We start from the raw sequence: 15740 nt of genomic DNA, 5'->3' as shown, positions 1-15740 counted from the left end.
AGACCTCCTTTATGATTTCTTGTCATCACCTGGTTTTTTGGACAATTTAATATGAAGCTGTTCAAGCTGCACATTTTCTACCGGTGAAGGAGCATCCATCAACAGATCCGTAGCACTGGCTGTTTTTGGGAAAGCAATCGTTTCACGAAGGTTCGTACGACCAGCTAATAACATAACAAGTCTGTCTAAACCAAAGGCAATCCCGCCATGAGGTGGAGTTCCATACTCAAATGCATCAAGTAAGTATCCGAATTTATCGTAAGCTTCCTCAGGTGAAAGACCAAGTGCATTGAACATTTTCTCCTGAATCTCACGTTTAAATATACGCATTGAACCGCCACCCACTTCGTAGCCGTTTAATACAATATCATAAGCTTCCGCACGCATTTTTAGAGGATCTGTATCGAATAATGCTAAGTCCTCATCCTTAGGACGTGTGAATGGGTGATGTTCTGCAATATAACGTTTTTGGTCATCATCATAACTAAGTAATGGGAAGTCCAATACCCAGACAAATTTGAATTCTTTATCGTTAATTAATCCTAGTTGACGACCAATTTTAAGACGTAATGCACCTAACACATCTGCAACAACCTTACTGTTATCCGCGGAGAATAATAGAAGATCGCCTTCTTCAGCGCCCGTACGTTCTTTAATCGCTTCAATTTCTTGTTCTGTAAGGAATTTAACGATTGGACCCTTGAATTCGCCATCTTTCACTTGAACCCAAGCCAGACCCTTCGCTCCATAACGGCTTGCATATGTTCCAAGCTCATCGATGTCCTTACGACTCCATGTTCCGCATCCTTTAGCGTTAAGACACTTCACTTGTCCACCTTTTTCGATCACAGAAGCGAATACCTTAGCACCACTATTAGCTACGATGTCACTCAAATCTTCAAGTTCCAAGCCAAAACGTAGATCCGGTTTATCAGAACCATACTTACTCATCGCTTCTGCATGACTAATACGTTGGAATGGCAATGGTAATTCTACGCCTACCGTTTCTTTAAAGAGACGCGCCATCAGTTTCTCCATCATGTTTAGAAGCGTATCTCGATCTAAGAAGGAAGTCTCAATATCGACTTGCGTAAATTCAGGTTGACGATCTGAACGAAGATCTTCATCACGGAAACAACGAGCGATTTGATAATAACGTTCCAGTCCACCGACCATCAATAATTGTTTGTATATTTGTGGTGATTGTGGAAGAGCAAAGAACTCTCCAGCATGGACCCGACTTGGTACCAAATAATCACGCGCGCCTTCTGGTGAACTCTTCGTTAAGATAGGTGTCTCAACATCAATGAATCCTTCTTCATCCAAGAAGTCTCGGAATATTTTGGAAGCCTTTGAACGTAAGATAAGGGTCTTCTGCATCTCAGGTCTACGTAGATCTAAATATCGATATTTCAGACGAAGTGATTCATCTACTTCAACACCATCTTCGATAAAGAATGGAGGTGTCTTAGCTGAATTTAATACTTCGATCTCAGTAATATGGACTTCAATTTGTCCCGTAGGAAGATTAGCATTAACAGTCTCTGCATCACGTTCTACAACTGTTCCTGTTACTTTCAGTACATATTCGCTACGAACTTTATCAGCGATAGCAAGTGCTTCGCCGGAGTATGCTGGGTTAAATACGATCTGTACGATCCCGCTACGGTCACGGAAATCAATAAACATAACGCCTCCCAAGTCACGACGAGTCTGTACCCAACCATTCAAAGTAACTGTCTCTCCGATATGGCCTGGCGTAAGTGTTCCACATTGATGGGTTCTACTCATTCTTAATCGTTCTCCTTTTTTAATCCTAATTTTATACAAGCTTAAGATGTAGCTCATCCAATTTCACAGTATGTTGTTCACCTGTTTCCATCGATTTCAGCGCAATTTCTCCACGCTCTAACTCGTCATCCCCTAGGATGGCAGTATACCGTGCCTTGAAACGGTCAGATGATTTCATTTGTGCTTTCATCTTCCGTCCCAAATAATCGCGTTCTCCTGAGAAACCAAGTTGGCGAAGCTTAAATAATTGTTTGGTAATTTCTTTATCTGCTGCTTCCCCTAAAGCGACGAAGTATACATCTAGAGGTTTCTGTGCATTTAATTCGATCTGTTGTTTCTCAAGAATAAGTATAATACGCTCTAACCCAATCCCTACACCAATACCCGGTTGGTCAGGACCACCAATGCCGCTGACAAGGCCATTATAACGACCTCCTCCACCAATTGTGTCGATAGCGCCAATACCTTCTGCTTTAAATTCAAACGCGGTATGCGTGTAATAATCTAGTCCTCTAACCAATCTTGGATTCACAACATAGTCCACTTCCATCACATCCAAATGCTGCTTTACCTTTTCAAAAAGAGTGCTGCATTCTTCATCTAGACTTTCTAAAATAGAGGGTGCATCATGAAATTTATCATGGTCCACTTTACAATCCAACACTCGCATTGGATTACGCTCCATCCGAGATTTACAATCTTTACAAAGGCTATCTTTCATAGGTGTTAGATAGGCAATTAATTGCTCACGATATGCTGTACGAGTCTCAGGTGTACCTACAGAGTTAATTTCTACTTTCACACCCTGCAGTCCTAACTCCTTACAAAATTGATAACCTAGCGATATCACTTCCGCATCAATCGCAGGATCAACCGCTCCAAAGGCTTCTACACCAAATTGATGAAATTGGCGATATCGTCCTGCCTGTGGGCGTTCATACCGAAACATCGATCCGATATAGTACAATTTGCTGACATCGGGTTCACCGTAGAGCTTATTCTCTACATAGGCTCTAACTACACCAGCCGTCCCTTCAGGACGTAATGTCATGCTGCGGTCACCCTTATCATTGAATGTATACATTTCCTTCTCAACAATATCGGTTGTATCTCCAACCCCACGTACAAACAAATCCGTCTGTTCAAAAAGCGGTGTCCGAATTTCACGATAATTAAAACGTCTACATAAATCTCTCGCTTTTTGCTCAACGTATTGCCATTTTTCTACCGTTCCTGGCAATAAATCTTGCGTTCCTGTCGGTTTTTGAAAGGCCATCTATCCATACCTCCGTTTACATATTTAACCAATTTAAAATCAAAAAATCCCCCGCCCTGTTCAAAAAGAACCGGGACGAGAGATTGTTATTAACGAATCACCCGTGGTACCACCCACATTTCAAATGACCAACTGTCCTTAGACGAGCATGACCATTTGCTTACACGATTAACGCCCGTTCAGCGCAGGTGGCTACTACAATCATGTGAATGTTATGAGACTTCACTTGTTTCGCCAACTGTTCTCGAGGAAGTCATTCATCCGGTCATCAAGAGAATCCTTACAGCCAAGGGACTCTTCTCTGATCTTGTGGGGCCTGGATTACTTAATCCTGTCATTGAATCAATTTATAACTATTTTTAGATTGTAATGAACTAGCGCACTAAAGTCAATAGTTCACATCTCTTTTACGACAGAAAAAAACCTACAATCGACATTGTAGGTCCAAAATTATATTAAAAAAAGGGGGTCATAGGTCTATTATAGTCAGGCTATGTTAAAGGATCATGTATTCTACATTACAGTTATATTACAATTAAGTAAGCGCTTTATTATGGTTGGATCTAATCCATCTTTTCCACATATGCGTGGACTTCACGAAGCTTTTGGACGATTTCATCATATTGCTCATCTTTAACCTTCGCAACAAGAACATAATTCAAGTTTTCAACATTATCAGTTGTTACATCCGCAGTGTCAATTAACGTTCCATTCTTGTTAACGTTCGAATCTGAATTACCATCACTTTCTATGATTGGAACAATGTTATTTCCAGCGACTCCACCACCCATAACACCTACTGCTCCTGAATTGTTCATATTTCCTGATGGACTTATTGCCACAAGAGGCAATAGAAGATTATTATTGCGCCCAATAGTCTCCGCTAACTTACTAACTTCTAGATTTTCTGTTTTATACGTTAGAAGGATAATTCTAGCACTTTCTGCTTGATCCTCGGTTTGGAAATAGGCTTGAATATGTTTAGACATGTGAATCCTCCCTTTTCATACTGGAATCATACAAAATATATGAGATTAAAGTACCTTTAATAATTCACGAATAAAAGCGGGTTCATCATCAGGTGTACGTGAAGTAATAAAGTTACCATCAACCACAACCTCTTCATTTTTGAACTCAGCACCTGCATTGATCATATCATCTTGTAGCGCTTGGTAAGAAGTAACCACTCGGCCTTTAAGCAATTCTGCGCTTATAAGTATTTGTGGTCCATGGCAGATCGCGGCGATCGGTTTCTTCTTTTCATTCGCTTTTTTTACAAATTCTAATATATTGGAATCCAGACGTAACGCTTCTGGAGAAGAACCTCCTGGAATAACAACAGCATCATATTCTTCCTTTAGGGCATCTGCTACGGCTAAGTCTGTTGTATATGTGGATGAACCTTGTTTTCCTTTAAGTGTTTCGCCTTTTTTCAACCCAATGATAACAGCTTCGTGTCCTGCATTTGTCACAGCATCATAGGGTTCTTTCATTTCGGAATCTTCAAATTGATTAGCTAATAGAAATGCAACTTTACTCATGATATCGGGCTCCTTTTTTTTAAGATCTAATTGTTATTACCCTAATCCGCGTATTTTATAACACCTAACTGTTATGTAAGAGATCAAGTTTCAACTCCATCTCAATAAGCAAATTCTATATATTAAAAAAGACAACCTTGATAGGTTGTCCCTGTTTACTCCTATTTAACGTGCTACATCCTTGGTATATCTTCACGATGGTTACCCTTGGGGCAGACCGACCACATTGGATATGACACGTCTTTTAAAGCACGATCACTTTGAATGATTTCATAAAAACTACCTATAGGCAACATGGGTAATACTTGAGATGCCCCTTGTTTGGATGACTGTCGCATGATACAGCGCTCCTTTGGATGCTTAAGAATATCTTGAACTCTATTCTCATCATTCCCTCGGGATTCACCTTCTATGCGTCTACTTGGCTATCTATAATCAAGGTCACAGGTCCCCAGTTGGTAAAAGAAACATCCATCATTTCACCGAAAATACCCGTTTCAACTTGTAATCCTTTATTGACTAATTCACGATTAAAGGTTTCATAAAGCTCTAATGCCATATCAGGCTTCGCTGCAGCCATAAAGTTCGGTCGTCTGCCTTTGCGACAATCACCATACAGGGTGAACTGAGAAACGGATAATATCGCACCCTTTGTATCCACAACACTAAAGTTCATTTTCCCAAAATCATCTTCGAAGATACGTAAGCCCGTTACTTTTTCTGCCAAGTATTTCGCATCTTTCTCCGTATCCTCATGAGTGACTCCTACAAGTACCATCAATCCTTGATCGATCTTACCCACGACTTCTTCATCAACAGTAACAGAAGCCTCTTTACAGCGTTGTACTACCACTTTCATATGAACTTACTCGCTCCTTTTATCATACATCCCTGATTACTGGATAATTCGGTGTACCGTATATACATCCTTCACTCTTTTAATACGTTCAACGACTGAATGAAGATGATCTGTATTCCGAATAAGAATTGTCATGTGCATCTGTGCCATTTTGTTCTTATCAGAACGTCCTGTCACCGCAGAAATATTCGTCTTCGTCTCGGAAACAGCCTGTAGCACCTCATTTAGGAGTCCGTTACGATCATGACCTGTAATCTCGATGTCAACACTATAATTCGCTTCTAGTTGACCTTCCCACTCCACTTCGATAACTCGTGCTGCTTCCTCTCCATCACCTTCTAACATGATGTTAGGACAGTCCGTACGATGAATCGATACTCCTCTACCTCGTGTCACGTAGCCGATAATTTCGTCACCCGGTACTGGGTTACAACAACGTGCGAATCGTACTAACAAGTTGTCTATTCCTTTCACACGTACACCATTCGTAGGACGATTCTTCTTTTCTACCGTTGGAGCCTTGATTTCCTTGATCTCCGAGGTCAATTCAATCAGATTTGCTTCTTCTTGCTCTTTGCGTAACTTCTCTGTCAGACGTGTACAGATTTGGGATGCTGTTATACCACTGAATCCAACAGCAGAGAGCATATCTTCCGGATCATTAAAAGCAAACTTCTTCGCGACTTCCATTAGCTTATCATCAGTCATCCAATCGGAAGCATCCAACCCTAGACGTTTCAGTTCACGTTCAACCGAATCACGTCCCTTTTCAATATTCTCTTCCCGTCTTTCCTTCTTAAACCATTGTTTAATCTTGCTTCGAGCATGCGAAGACTGAGCGATCTTAAGCCAATCCTGACTAGGTCCATAAGAGTGCTTGGAAGTCATAATTTCAACAATATCGCCGGTCTTCAGCTTATGATCCAACGGTACGATACGTCCATTCACTTTCGAACCAATCGTTCGATTACCAACTTCCGTATGAATTCTATAAGCATAATCTAATGGAACGGAACCCGAAGGAAGCTCTACAACCTCACCTTTAGGTGTAAATACAAACACAAGATCAGAGAAAAAGTCCATTTTCAAAGATTCGACGAATTCTGACGCATCCTTGGCTTCATGCTGAAGTTCTAGAATTTCTCTAAAGAATGTCATTTTATTGTCGAAGTTACCTACAGCGGCAGCACCCTCTTTGTAAGCCCAGTGCGCAGCAATACCAAATTCAGCAGTACGATGCATCTCCATCGTACGAATTTGTACTTCTGTCGGTTCTCCATTAGGGCCCACTACAGTCGTATGCAGTGACTGATACATATTCGCTTTGGGCATTGCTATATAATCCTTAAATCGACCTGGCATCGGTTTCCATAAGGTATGAATAATCCCTAATGTCGCATAACAATCTTTGATATTATCGACAATGATACGAATGGCAAGTAGGTCATATATTTCATTGAATTGTTTGTTTTTCGTAGTCATTTTATTGAACACGCTATAAATATGTTTAGGACGACCTGAAAGATCACCTTCGATCCCCATCTCATCCAGTTTTTCTTTTATTCTTACGATAACGCTATCCACGAATCCCTCGCGTTCTGCGCGCTTTTTATGAATGAGGTTTGCAATACGATAATATTGCTGTGGATTTAAGTAGCGTAGAGACAGGTCTTCCATCTCACCCTTGATAGCAGAAATACCTAAACGATCTGCTACAGGACAGAATATCTCCAATGTCTCATAAGCAATTCGGCGTTGACTTTCTTCCGATTGAAACTTCAATGTTCGCATATTATGAAGGCGATCTGCTAATTTAATAACAATGACACGAATGTCCTGTGCCATGGCAATAAACATTTTTCGATAATTCTCGTTCTGTTGTTCTTCTTTGGATCTAAACTTTATACGTTCAAGCTTAGTAAGCCCATCCACCAGCATGGCACAGGTATCACCGAACTTATTACGAATGTCAACTAATGAGACCGTAGTATCTTCAACAACATCATGTAAGAGAGCTGCAATAACAGATATCGTATCCATCTGCATACTCACGACAATATCTGCAACCGCTAACGGATGCAGAATATAAGGTTCGCCTGATTTCCGCACTTGACCGTGATGAGCCTGTTCAGCAAAGTCATAGGCTTCCCGGATGCGGATAAGATCATTTTCTTTTATATAGGCTTCAGCCTTTTCAAGTAATCGCTCTATGCCCATCTAGTTCATTCCGTTTCCCTTCTATATAAAATGAACCCGCATATCTAATTATCTTTGCAGGTTCCCTCCGTGTGATTTTTTATTAATTATGACGCTTGTGACGTAATACGTCAACACTTCATCTAATCCATGGAAAAGCTTTACAAAGAAGAGCAATTTTCGCCAATAAGTTAACGTAATATTGATTATTTCAAAAATGTTGTTGTAATATTCCACAAATATATTTAATCTATATAAGATCAATTTTCAAAAAGACAATATAAAACCAATTGGAGTGAACAATGTTGCAACGAGAAATTCAAGTTAACGAGCGATTACCTCTAGTCCCTGGTTTTCTACTTAGTCTACAGCACTTATTCGCTATGTTTGGCAGCACCGTCTTAGTTCCTAATCTTTTCGGTGTCGATCCAGGGATGATTCTATTAATGAATGGAATCGGTACTTTGTTCTATATTCTGATTTGTAAGGGGAAAATCCCCGCATACTTAGGCTCCAGTTTTGCTTTTATATCTCCTGTCAGTATGGTCATCATTAACAATCCTGGCCAAGGCTATTCATTAGCATTAGGTGCATTCATTGTTACCGGCGTTATATTCTGTATTGTAGCCTTAATTGTTAAACTTGCTGGGACAGGCTGGATTGATGTCGTCTTCCCTCCAGCTGTTATGGGAGCCATTGTAGCAACTATAGGACTTGAGCTAGTACCTGTAGCCGCACGCATGGCAGGATTGATAGCCCCTGCTGATGCCGCAACAGCATGGACCCCCGATTCATCTACAATCATTATATCCATGTCTACACTGGGTGTTACTGTCATTGGGGCGCTGATGTTCCGTGGTTTCTCTAAAATCATTCACATCTTGATTGGTATTGTAACCGGATATCTCTTGGCATACTTTATGGGTGAATTAAACACAACTGCGATCGCGAATGCTAGTTTCTTCTCTGCCCCACATTTCACAACACCTAGTTGGGACATAACAGTCATCCTGACCATCATTCCCGTGTCTCTTGTGGTCATCGTTGAACACATAGGTCATCTACTTGTAACAAGTAGCATTGTCGGCAAAGATCTAAATAAAGAACCGGGTCTACACCGTTCACTCCTAGGTAATGGGATCTCCACTATTTTCTCCGGATTTGTCGGTTCAACTCCAAATACTACCTATGGCGAAAATATAGGTGTTATGGCGCTCACGAAGGTTTACTCTGTATTTGTCATCGGTGGAGCGGCTATTATCGCCATTCTTCTATCCTTCTCTGGAACCTTCTCTTCTGTTATTTCTAATATCCCAGATGCTGTAATGGGCGGCGTATCTCTTCTTTTATTCGGTGTTATTGCTGCTTCAGGTCTCCGTATTTTTGTAGAACAGAAGGTTGATTTCTCAAAAGCATCCAATATGATTCTAGCTACACTTGTATTGGTTACTGGTCTAAGTGGCGCGACGCTAAACATATTCGGCGTTGAGCTCAAAGGAATGGCATTAGCAACCATTGTAGGGATCGTCCTAAGCCTGCTTGTCAAATTAATTGAAGTACTGGGATTATCTAACGAGAAAGAGGACTCTCCCGTTGAAGAGCCGCCTACCATCTAATGTATTAACCCTGTATATCACACATAAAACCCCCTCATCCTTCTGAAAAGGATGAGGGGGTTTTATGTGTTTATTCGACTATTTCCCGGGAAACCTATCCCTTAGTCTTCATAGGATAGAAGTGAGAACACTTCTACGTCTGTTAATTTGTCGCGTCCCTTAAGTGGATCTAGTTCGATTAGGAAAGCAGCACCCACGACATCTCCACCCAACTGACGAACCAAGTTTACGGAAGTAGAGATGGTTCCACCTGTAGCTAATAAATCATCTGCGATTAACACTTTTTGACCTTTTTCAATCGCATCTGTATGCATAGCTAGACTATCTTTACCATATTCAAGATTATAGCCCAACTCTATGGTCTCATAAGGAAGCTTACCACTTTTACGGATTGGAATAAAACCAACACCTAACGCATAGGCAAGTGGAGCACCTACGACGAAGCCACGAGCCTCTGGCCCAGCAATTAGATCGATTTCAAGATGTGCAACAAGCTCTTTCAATTCATCAATAGCTTTTTTGTACATAGCACCATCTTTAAGTAGGGTTGTTATATCTTTAAAACTAATTCCCGGTTCTGGAAAATCAGGGATGACACGAATATAATCTTTCAAATTCAAGTTATTTCCTCCTAAATGTTTTGAGCGTTACTTCTTGGATATACTTCGTAAAAACACACTTCGAAAGCATATACCATGTTTTGAGCGTTACTTCTTTGGATATTATGAGGCACCCTTCAAAAGGCTTTTCATCCAATCCATTAATTGTGCTGTATTGGCATAGAGCAAATGGTGCTCCATTTCTGCAAGATTTCCTAAATCCCGAAAGTGAAAAGAATGATCTAAGTCCCTTTTGGAAGGTTTAGACACCAACGTAATATAACCGTTACTTCGTTCAATAAAGGATAACTCCTCGAACACATCCATCATCTTGGAGAGCATTCTTACAGAGGTGGATGACTGACGACTAATTTGGGATAATACATCCCGCTCTAATACTGGATCAGTTCCAATACGAGACAACAATATATACAACTTTTTAAACAGTTCTCGATCAGGAACTTGAAGTTTCTCTCGAACATCCGTCGCGTGTAGCAAGAAAATATTGCTTAATGACTTAAATGTGGTCATTATCTCATCTAACTGTCGTGTCGATTGGGGTGCATCCAGAACAAACAAGGTCGTTATGTCTTCTTTACCCTCTTGTTCAGCTATGGAGTTCGCAGAAACCATTCCACCGTTCTTATCATATACCCAAAAGGATAGTTCGTTCAATTCATTTCTTACATCTTGTCGCATTTTTTCATCAAATAGAACACCAACTTGAGCAGAATGGCCACGAAGACGAGGACTCATGATCCGTAAAAAGTGATTCATCTCTACCTGTGGATCTTTGACCCCACGTAAATCAAACACTTGAGGTTCTGAAATAGCTAAGTCATGGAGCATAAATTGCAGTTTTCGAGATCCATTCCACTCATTAATTGATAATTCCCCTATAACGTCCATTGATGTCCCCGTAGTCAATACATCTGCTAGATCACCTTGACCGAATGCAACAGCTTCCATCATTCCATTTGCTTGCTTCATCGTAAGTCGAAGATGTTTCTGATCACGACCCATTTTACGAGTTTCTTGTAGCTCAATATCCCTAATGATGAAGCGCGGAATAGGATTAGCCATTCCAAAAGGTTGCAGTAACTCTATTTCTTCAATGACAGAGATAGGTAAATCTGATACCTTCCATTCGCCATCAGCCACTACGATAGGAATGAGATCATCGGGCTTTAGAATGTTTTTGGCAAAATGATTCAGAGCACTTTCAAAATCACCTAACTGTTCGACAGACAAGCTCATTCCAGCTGCTGCCGAATGTCCCCCATAATGGTCCATCAAATGTTTGCAAGATGTTAAAGCAGCATACATATCAAGTCCAGGGATGGAACGAGCGGAACCTTTACACACTCCATTATCACCATCTATACCTAATATAATGACAGGGCGATAATAACGTTCTAAGATTTTGGATGCTACTATGCCGACTACACCCACGTTCCAGTCCTTTCCTGCTAACACAATAACAGAGGGAAGGCCTACCGATTGTATCTTCTCTTCGAGTTGTGCAAGAGCCTCTTGAAGAATATCCTCAACTACCTTTTGTCTCTGCTTATTCAAGTTATCTAATTCATGGGCAAGACCTAGCGCTTCGGACGGATCTTCTGTCGTTAGTAAAGAAACAGCTCTACCTGCATGATCTAATCGTCCACTTGCATTAATTCTAGGAGCCATACCAAAGGCAATATTGGTGGATGTCACTGTTTCCTTAACAATTCCACATACCTCAAGCAATGCTTGAATCCCTTGAAAAGAAGACTTACGCATCGATTCCAAACCTGTTCGAACAAGAATACGATTCTCACCTGTCAGAGGCATTAAATCAGCTACAGTACCAATAGCAACAAGTTCTGTCCATTCTAATGGTGGGTTGCCAATTAAAGCCTGACATAGCTTATATGCAACGCCTACACCCGCTAAACCCTTATAAGGATAAGTACAGTTAGATAGTTTAGGATTAATCAGAGCATACGCGTTAGGTAGAATCTCAGGAGGCTCGTGATGATCCGTAACAATAACATCAATCCCAAGGGAATTAGCATAGGCTACCTGGTCCACAGCACTTATGCCCGTATCAACCGTAATGATTAGAGAGACACCCTGTTGATGTGCCCAATCTATCGCATGATTATGAAGACCATACCCTTCGTTGGAACGATGAGGGATATAAATATCGTATGATGCACCCATGTGACGCATCAGATGAATCATCAGTGACGTACTGGATACTCCGTCAGCATCGTAATCCCCATATATCAATATATGTTCGTCATTATCCACAGCATGATGAATTCTGGGTACTGCTTCTGCCATACCATGTAATAGGTAAGGATCATGAATATCATTCATGTTTCCTTTTATAAACATTTCGGCTTCTTCAACAGTACAAATTCCTCTTGTGATAAGAAGGGAAGCGAGCAACGGAGAAATAGACAATACGTCAGCAAACGCTTGGCTTTCTTTAGCATCGAATGTCTGTGGCTGCCACTTATATTTCGAATGGAGCACGTATATTCACCTTTCTTTCCTACCTTCTTCATGTATCATTTCTTGTATTTACTGTAGTAACGTTGGTACATCTCGACTAGTTAGATCATGATTAGATTTATAAGGATATCCAGGATCATAAGGAACAACTTGAATGTTCACGTCACTCACATGGAGAAACCGATTCATTAGAAGCTTTTTGGCACAGTCAGCTATATCTTGTGCTTCCAATACCGTAATAGTTGGATTAACACTCACTTTCACATAAATAACAATGTAATGTCCCTGCTCATGTGACTTCAGATCGTCTACAGTTATGATTCCATGGACACGCTGAACGGTATCGATAAAATTCGCGGAATTCTCTTCCTCTATTTCCTGATGAGCAATCCTACCATATACAGAATTTACTATAAGAAGATAACCTTTTCTCAGCACTAGAACAGATACAATTAAAGCTGCAATAGAGTCCATATATAGTAAACCTGGCCACCCATACATATTACCTGCGACCGAAAGGAATACACCAAGCAATACGATAAAAGACGAATATATTCCTAGCCGATGATTTGAAGTATAGGTTACCTGTTTTCCTTCATTTCTCTTTTTGGATGTACGGTATTGAAATTGGAAAATGGCTTCTCTAACCGCAAGAGAAACAAAGACGGCAATCACTGAGAATTGTCCCGGTGATTTCAAATCATCCTTCGAAAGATTGTGAATCGCACCCGAAGCAATTTTTAGTCCTCCCATGAGAACTAATACTGAAAAGATAATCGCTAGCACAGGTTCTATTCTAACTGATTGGCGATTACCTCCAACTGTAGCCTTTCGCTTCCAAGGAAGTTTATTTGCTAGTGATGTAGAAGCTTCCGTAGCAGAATACAATGCATCTCCCAATAAAGCTTTACTATCGGAGAAATAACCAACAATCCCCTTAAAGATAGCAAGTCCAAATTCACAAACAATTCCTGTCCAAGTTACGGTTTCCGTTGATGCTGAACGTTGTATAGTCACATGGGCCCCCCTCTAGCAACTTCAATTCCGATAACTAGTATCCATGTATACCTTGCCGATCTTCTCGTACTTAAATCTAACGAAACGATGCACATTAATACCTAGTCATTATGAAAGCCGCGTCGTTATAGACCGCGGCTTTCATAATATGATTTCAACAACATTTTTTAGGCTTAAGATGCTTTGCCGAGTTTCTTATTCTTTTGTTTACTTTTAAGCAATAGCCAGAAAGGACTAGCAATAAAGATGGAAGAGTAAGCACCAAATATCAATCCTACAACCATAGCCAAGGAGAACATTTTAATCGATTCTCCTCCAAATAGGTATAGGAAGAGCGCTGCAATAAAGACCGTAAGAGCAGTATAGAGTGAACGCATAAGCATTTGATTCACACTCTTGTTCACTAATGCATTAAGATCTTTTTCGGTTTTGAGCTTAGCGAAGCGCAAGTTCTCACGGATTCGGTCGAAGATAACAATGGTATCATTAATTGAATAACCGATAATCGTTAACACGGCGGTAATAAAGATCAAATCCACTTCCAAACGGAAGATGGAGAACACGGTAACAACCAAAAATGCATCATGGATCAGCGCCAATATAGCTGCCAGCGCAAACCGCCATTCAAAGCGGATACTTACATAAATAATGATCCCAATACAAGATAGAAGCACAGCGTAAATGGCATTTCTTCCAAGTTCCTTCGCCATCTCTGTGTCTACCGTATTGATCTCAAAAGATGCAGTACCATCCAGCTTTAGAATCTCAGCTTTAAGTTGGTTATCATGCTCTTCATTCAACTCTTCGATGAATCGGATATTCATTCGTTTATCCCCAGGAGTAATACTCGTTCCGTCTTCTATTCCAAGTTTCTCGAGAATAGGTAGTACTTGACTCTGTGTTAGAGATTTCGAAAGGGATATATCTACATTGGAACCTGCACGAAAGTCAACTCCGAAGTTCAGCCCGAATACAGAAAGACAAATAATCCCTACGATCGTTAGAATGATGGAAGCTGTATAGAAATACTTACTAATATGAACGAAATCAATCTCTTTCTTAAAGCTCACGAATTTCACTCTCCTTTACACCAAATTGCTTCGGCTTTTTAAGTAGGCCTGACTTAACCAATAGGCTAAGCAACCAGTGGGAGAAGTAAAGGTTCGTTGCAATACTCAATACAATTTCAACAATGAGTACTAATGCAAAGCCTTTTACAGCACCTGTTCCGTAAGCAAACATAACACCTGCAACAATGATTGTTGTAATATTAGAATCTATTACCGTACGGAAAGAGGATTTATTCCCTGCTTTAACAGAAGATAGAACACTTTTTCCATTCCGCATTTCTTCTCTAATCCGTTCATTAGTTATAATATTAGCATCTACTGCCATACCAATCCCCAATATAAACGCTGCTATACCCGGCAAAGTTAATGTGAAGTCAGCTAGAACGAATACTAAGATTAGCAACCATGTATGCAAGATCAGAGCAAAGCTTGCTAGTAACCCAGGCAAACGATACATTCCAATCATGAAAATAAGAATTAATACGGATGCTATAAGTCCCGCTACAATCGTTTGATCTAGTGATTGTTTACCGAGTGTCGCCCCAACACTTTGAGAGTATTTCTCTGTAAGGCTAAGTGGCAACGATCCTAAGTTAATCGTATCACGAATATTCTTAGCTTCATCAATCGTGTAATTACCACTGATTGAAGCTTTCCCATCCGTTAATTCAGCTCTTACAGTTGGAGCTGATAGCAAATTTTCATCCAAGAAAATAGCTAGTTCTTTGTTAATAAGGCGTTTTGTAACTTCCGCAAATTTAGCCTTATCTTTCACCGTAATACTAATTTCCGGATTATTTAGATTATCAAAGCCAACTTCTGCGCCATTCTCTTTAAAATCGCTTCCTAAGAGCTCGATTTTAGTAAAATCTGTCGGTTCAATGCCTCCAGTGGGCGAACTACGAAACGTTAGATTCGCAGGTTCTTTCATTTTCTTTCTAACCTCAGCCTCGTCTGTTACTCCTGCGATCTTCAGACGAATTCGATTAGCTCCTTCAGTTGTCACTTCGGGTTCACTAGTTCCCATTAAGTTAGCACGTTTTTCTAAACTTTTTGCTGTACTGTTCAAAGATTCTTTGGTAACAGCTTGTCCCTCGACTAGTGGCTTAGCCTCATAGAGAATTTCAAATCCTCCCTTAAGGTCAAGGCCCAATCGGACCTTATCCAGTAATCCTGGGGTAGACACAGCCATAACGGCAGTCAACACGATTACTGTAACGAAAAAACTGATAATTCTTTTCATTCCGTTCTTAGTTCCCCTTTCGTTCTCAAT

At 40.4% G+C, this 15740-nt stretch carries 13 protein-coding genes; 1 reads left to right on the top strand and 12 read right to left on the bottom strand.

Going from position 1 to position 15740, the window contains the following annotated elements:
• Positions 1–9: 9 nt before the first annotated feature.
• The 7 genes from aspS to AC1D69_RS18900 form a co-directional block, all read right to left on the bottom strand.
• A complete protein-coding gene (gene aspS, locus AC1D69_RS18930) occupies positions 10–1791 on the bottom strand; it encodes an aspartate--tRNA ligase (RefSeq protein WP_495457701.1) in 1782 nt (593 codons plus the stop codon).
• A gap of 31 nt (positions 1792–1822) precedes the next feature.
• Positions 1823–3067, bottom strand: a complete 1245-nt coding sequence (gene hisS, locus AC1D69_RS18925) for a histidine--tRNA ligase (RefSeq protein ID WP_495457700.1) — start codon at positions 3065–3067, stop codon at positions 1823–1825.
• Positions 3068–3630: 563 nt separating this feature from the next.
• The gene (locus tag AC1D69_RS18920) at positions 3631–4056 is read right to left on the bottom strand and encodes a hypothetical protein (RefSeq protein WP_495457699.1); all 426 of its coding nucleotides are present in this window, start codon (positions 4054–4056) and stop codon (positions 3631–3633) included.
• A 45-nt stretch (positions 4057–4101) separates the two neighbouring features.
• Positions 4102–4608, bottom strand: coding sequence for a type 1 glutamine amidotransferase domain-containing protein (locus AC1D69_RS18915; protein WP_495457698.1), 507 nt, complete (start codon positions 4606–4608; stop codon positions 4102–4104).
• 173 nt (positions 4609–4781) lie between these two features.
• Positions 4782–4946 (bottom strand): hypothetical protein, encoded by a 165-nt coding sequence (locus tag AC1D69_RS18910; RefSeq protein ID WP_495457697.1) that lies wholly within the window; start codon positions 4944–4946, stop codon positions 4782–4784.
• 71 nt (positions 4947–5017) lie between these two features.
• Positions 5018–5467 carry a D-aminoacyl-tRNA deacylase gene (gene dtd / locus AC1D69_RS18905; protein ID WP_495457696.1) on the bottom strand — a complete coding sequence of 150 codons (450 nt, stop codon included), beginning with the start codon at positions 5465–5467 and terminating at the stop codon, positions 5018–5020.
• A gap of 36 nt (positions 5468–5503) precedes the next feature.
• Positions 5504–7684: a RelA/SpoT family protein gene (locus AC1D69_RS18900; RefSeq protein WP_495457695.1), complete on the bottom strand. Its 2181-nt coding sequence runs from the start codon at positions 7682–7684 to the stop codon at positions 5504–5506.
• A gap of 284 nt (positions 7685–7968) precedes the next feature.
• Between AC1D69_RS18900 and uraA the strand changes: the two genes are divergently transcribed.
• On the top strand, positions 7969–9279 hold the full coding sequence (uraA, locus tag AC1D69_RS18895) for a uracil permease (RefSeq protein ID WP_495457780.1): 1311 nt from the start codon (positions 7969–7971) through the stop codon (positions 9277–9279).
• A gap of 101 nt (positions 9280–9380) precedes the next feature.
• Here the strand turns inward: uraA and AC1D69_RS18890 are convergent, their stop codons facing one another.
• From AC1D69_RS18890 to secD, 5 genes are all read right to left on the bottom strand, one after another.
• Positions 9381–9899 (bottom strand): adenine phosphoribosyltransferase, encoded by a 519-nt coding sequence (locus tag AC1D69_RS18890; RefSeq protein ID WP_495457694.1) that lies wholly within the window; start codon positions 9897–9899, stop codon positions 9381–9383.
• A gap of 102 nt (positions 9900–10001) precedes the next feature.
• Complete coding sequence (recJ, locus tag AC1D69_RS18885; protein ID WP_495457693.1) at positions 10002–12401, bottom strand: single-stranded-DNA-specific exonuclease RecJ; 2400 nt, start codon at positions 12399–12401, stop codon at positions 10002–10004.
• 48 nt (positions 12402–12449) lie between these two features.
• Positions 12450–13397, bottom strand: coding sequence for a cation diffusion facilitator family transporter (locus AC1D69_RS18880; protein WP_495457692.1), 948 nt, complete (start codon positions 13395–13397; stop codon positions 12450–12452).
• A 173-nt stretch (positions 13398–13570) separates the two neighbouring features.
• Positions 13571–14467, bottom strand: coding sequence for a protein translocase subunit SecF (gene secF, locus AC1D69_RS18875; RefSeq protein ID WP_495457691.1), 897 nt, complete (start codon positions 14465–14467; stop codon positions 13571–13573).
• Positions 14457–15710 carry a protein translocase subunit SecD gene (secD, locus tag AC1D69_RS18870; protein ID WP_495457690.1) on the bottom strand — a complete coding sequence of 418 codons (1254 nt, stop codon included), beginning with the start codon at positions 15708–15710 and terminating at the stop codon, positions 14457–14459. The genes secF and secD overlap by 11 nt, the downstream gene beginning before the upstream one ends.
• Positions 15711–15740 lie beyond the last annotated feature (30 nt).

The sequence above is a fragment of the Paenibacillus sp. Y301 genome, assembly GCF_059445505.1.
Note: the sequence above shows the minus strand (reverse complement) of the source record. Positions and strands in the feature narration are given on the sequence as shown.

What these genes read in the sequence shown, in the direction of transcription:
- aspS (WP_495457701.1), bottom strand. Translation starts at nt 1,791, where the DNA reads ATGAGTAGAACCCATCAATGTGGAACACTTACGCCAGGCCATATCGGA.
- hisS (WP_495457700.1), bottom strand. Translation starts at nt 3,067, where the DNA reads ATGGCCTTTCAAAAACCGACAGGAACGCAAGATTTATTGCCAGGAACG.
- AC1D69_RS18920 (WP_495457699.1), bottom strand. Translation starts at nt 4,056, where the DNA reads ATGTCTAAACATATTCAAGCCTATTTCCAAACCGAGGATCAAGCAGAA.
- AC1D69_RS18915 (WP_495457698.1), bottom strand. Translation starts at nt 4,608, where the DNA reads ATGAGTAAAGTTGCATTTCTATTAGCTAATCAATTTGAAGATTCCGAA.
- AC1D69_RS18910 (WP_495457697.1), bottom strand. Translation starts at nt 4,946, where the DNA reads ATGCGACAGTCATCCAAACAAGGGGCATCTCAAGTATTACCCATGTTG.
- dtd (WP_495457696.1), bottom strand. Translation starts at nt 5,467, where the DNA reads ATGAAAGTGGTAGTACAACGCTGTAAAGAGGCTTCTGTTACTGTTGAT.
- AC1D69_RS18900 (WP_495457695.1), bottom strand. Translation starts at nt 7,684, where the DNA reads ATGGGCATAGAGCGATTACTTGAAAAGGCTGAAGCCTATATAAAAGAA.
- secD (WP_495457690.1), bottom strand. Translation starts at nt 15,710, where the DNA reads ATGAAAAGAATTATCAGTTTTTTCGTTACAGTAATCGTGTTGACTGCC.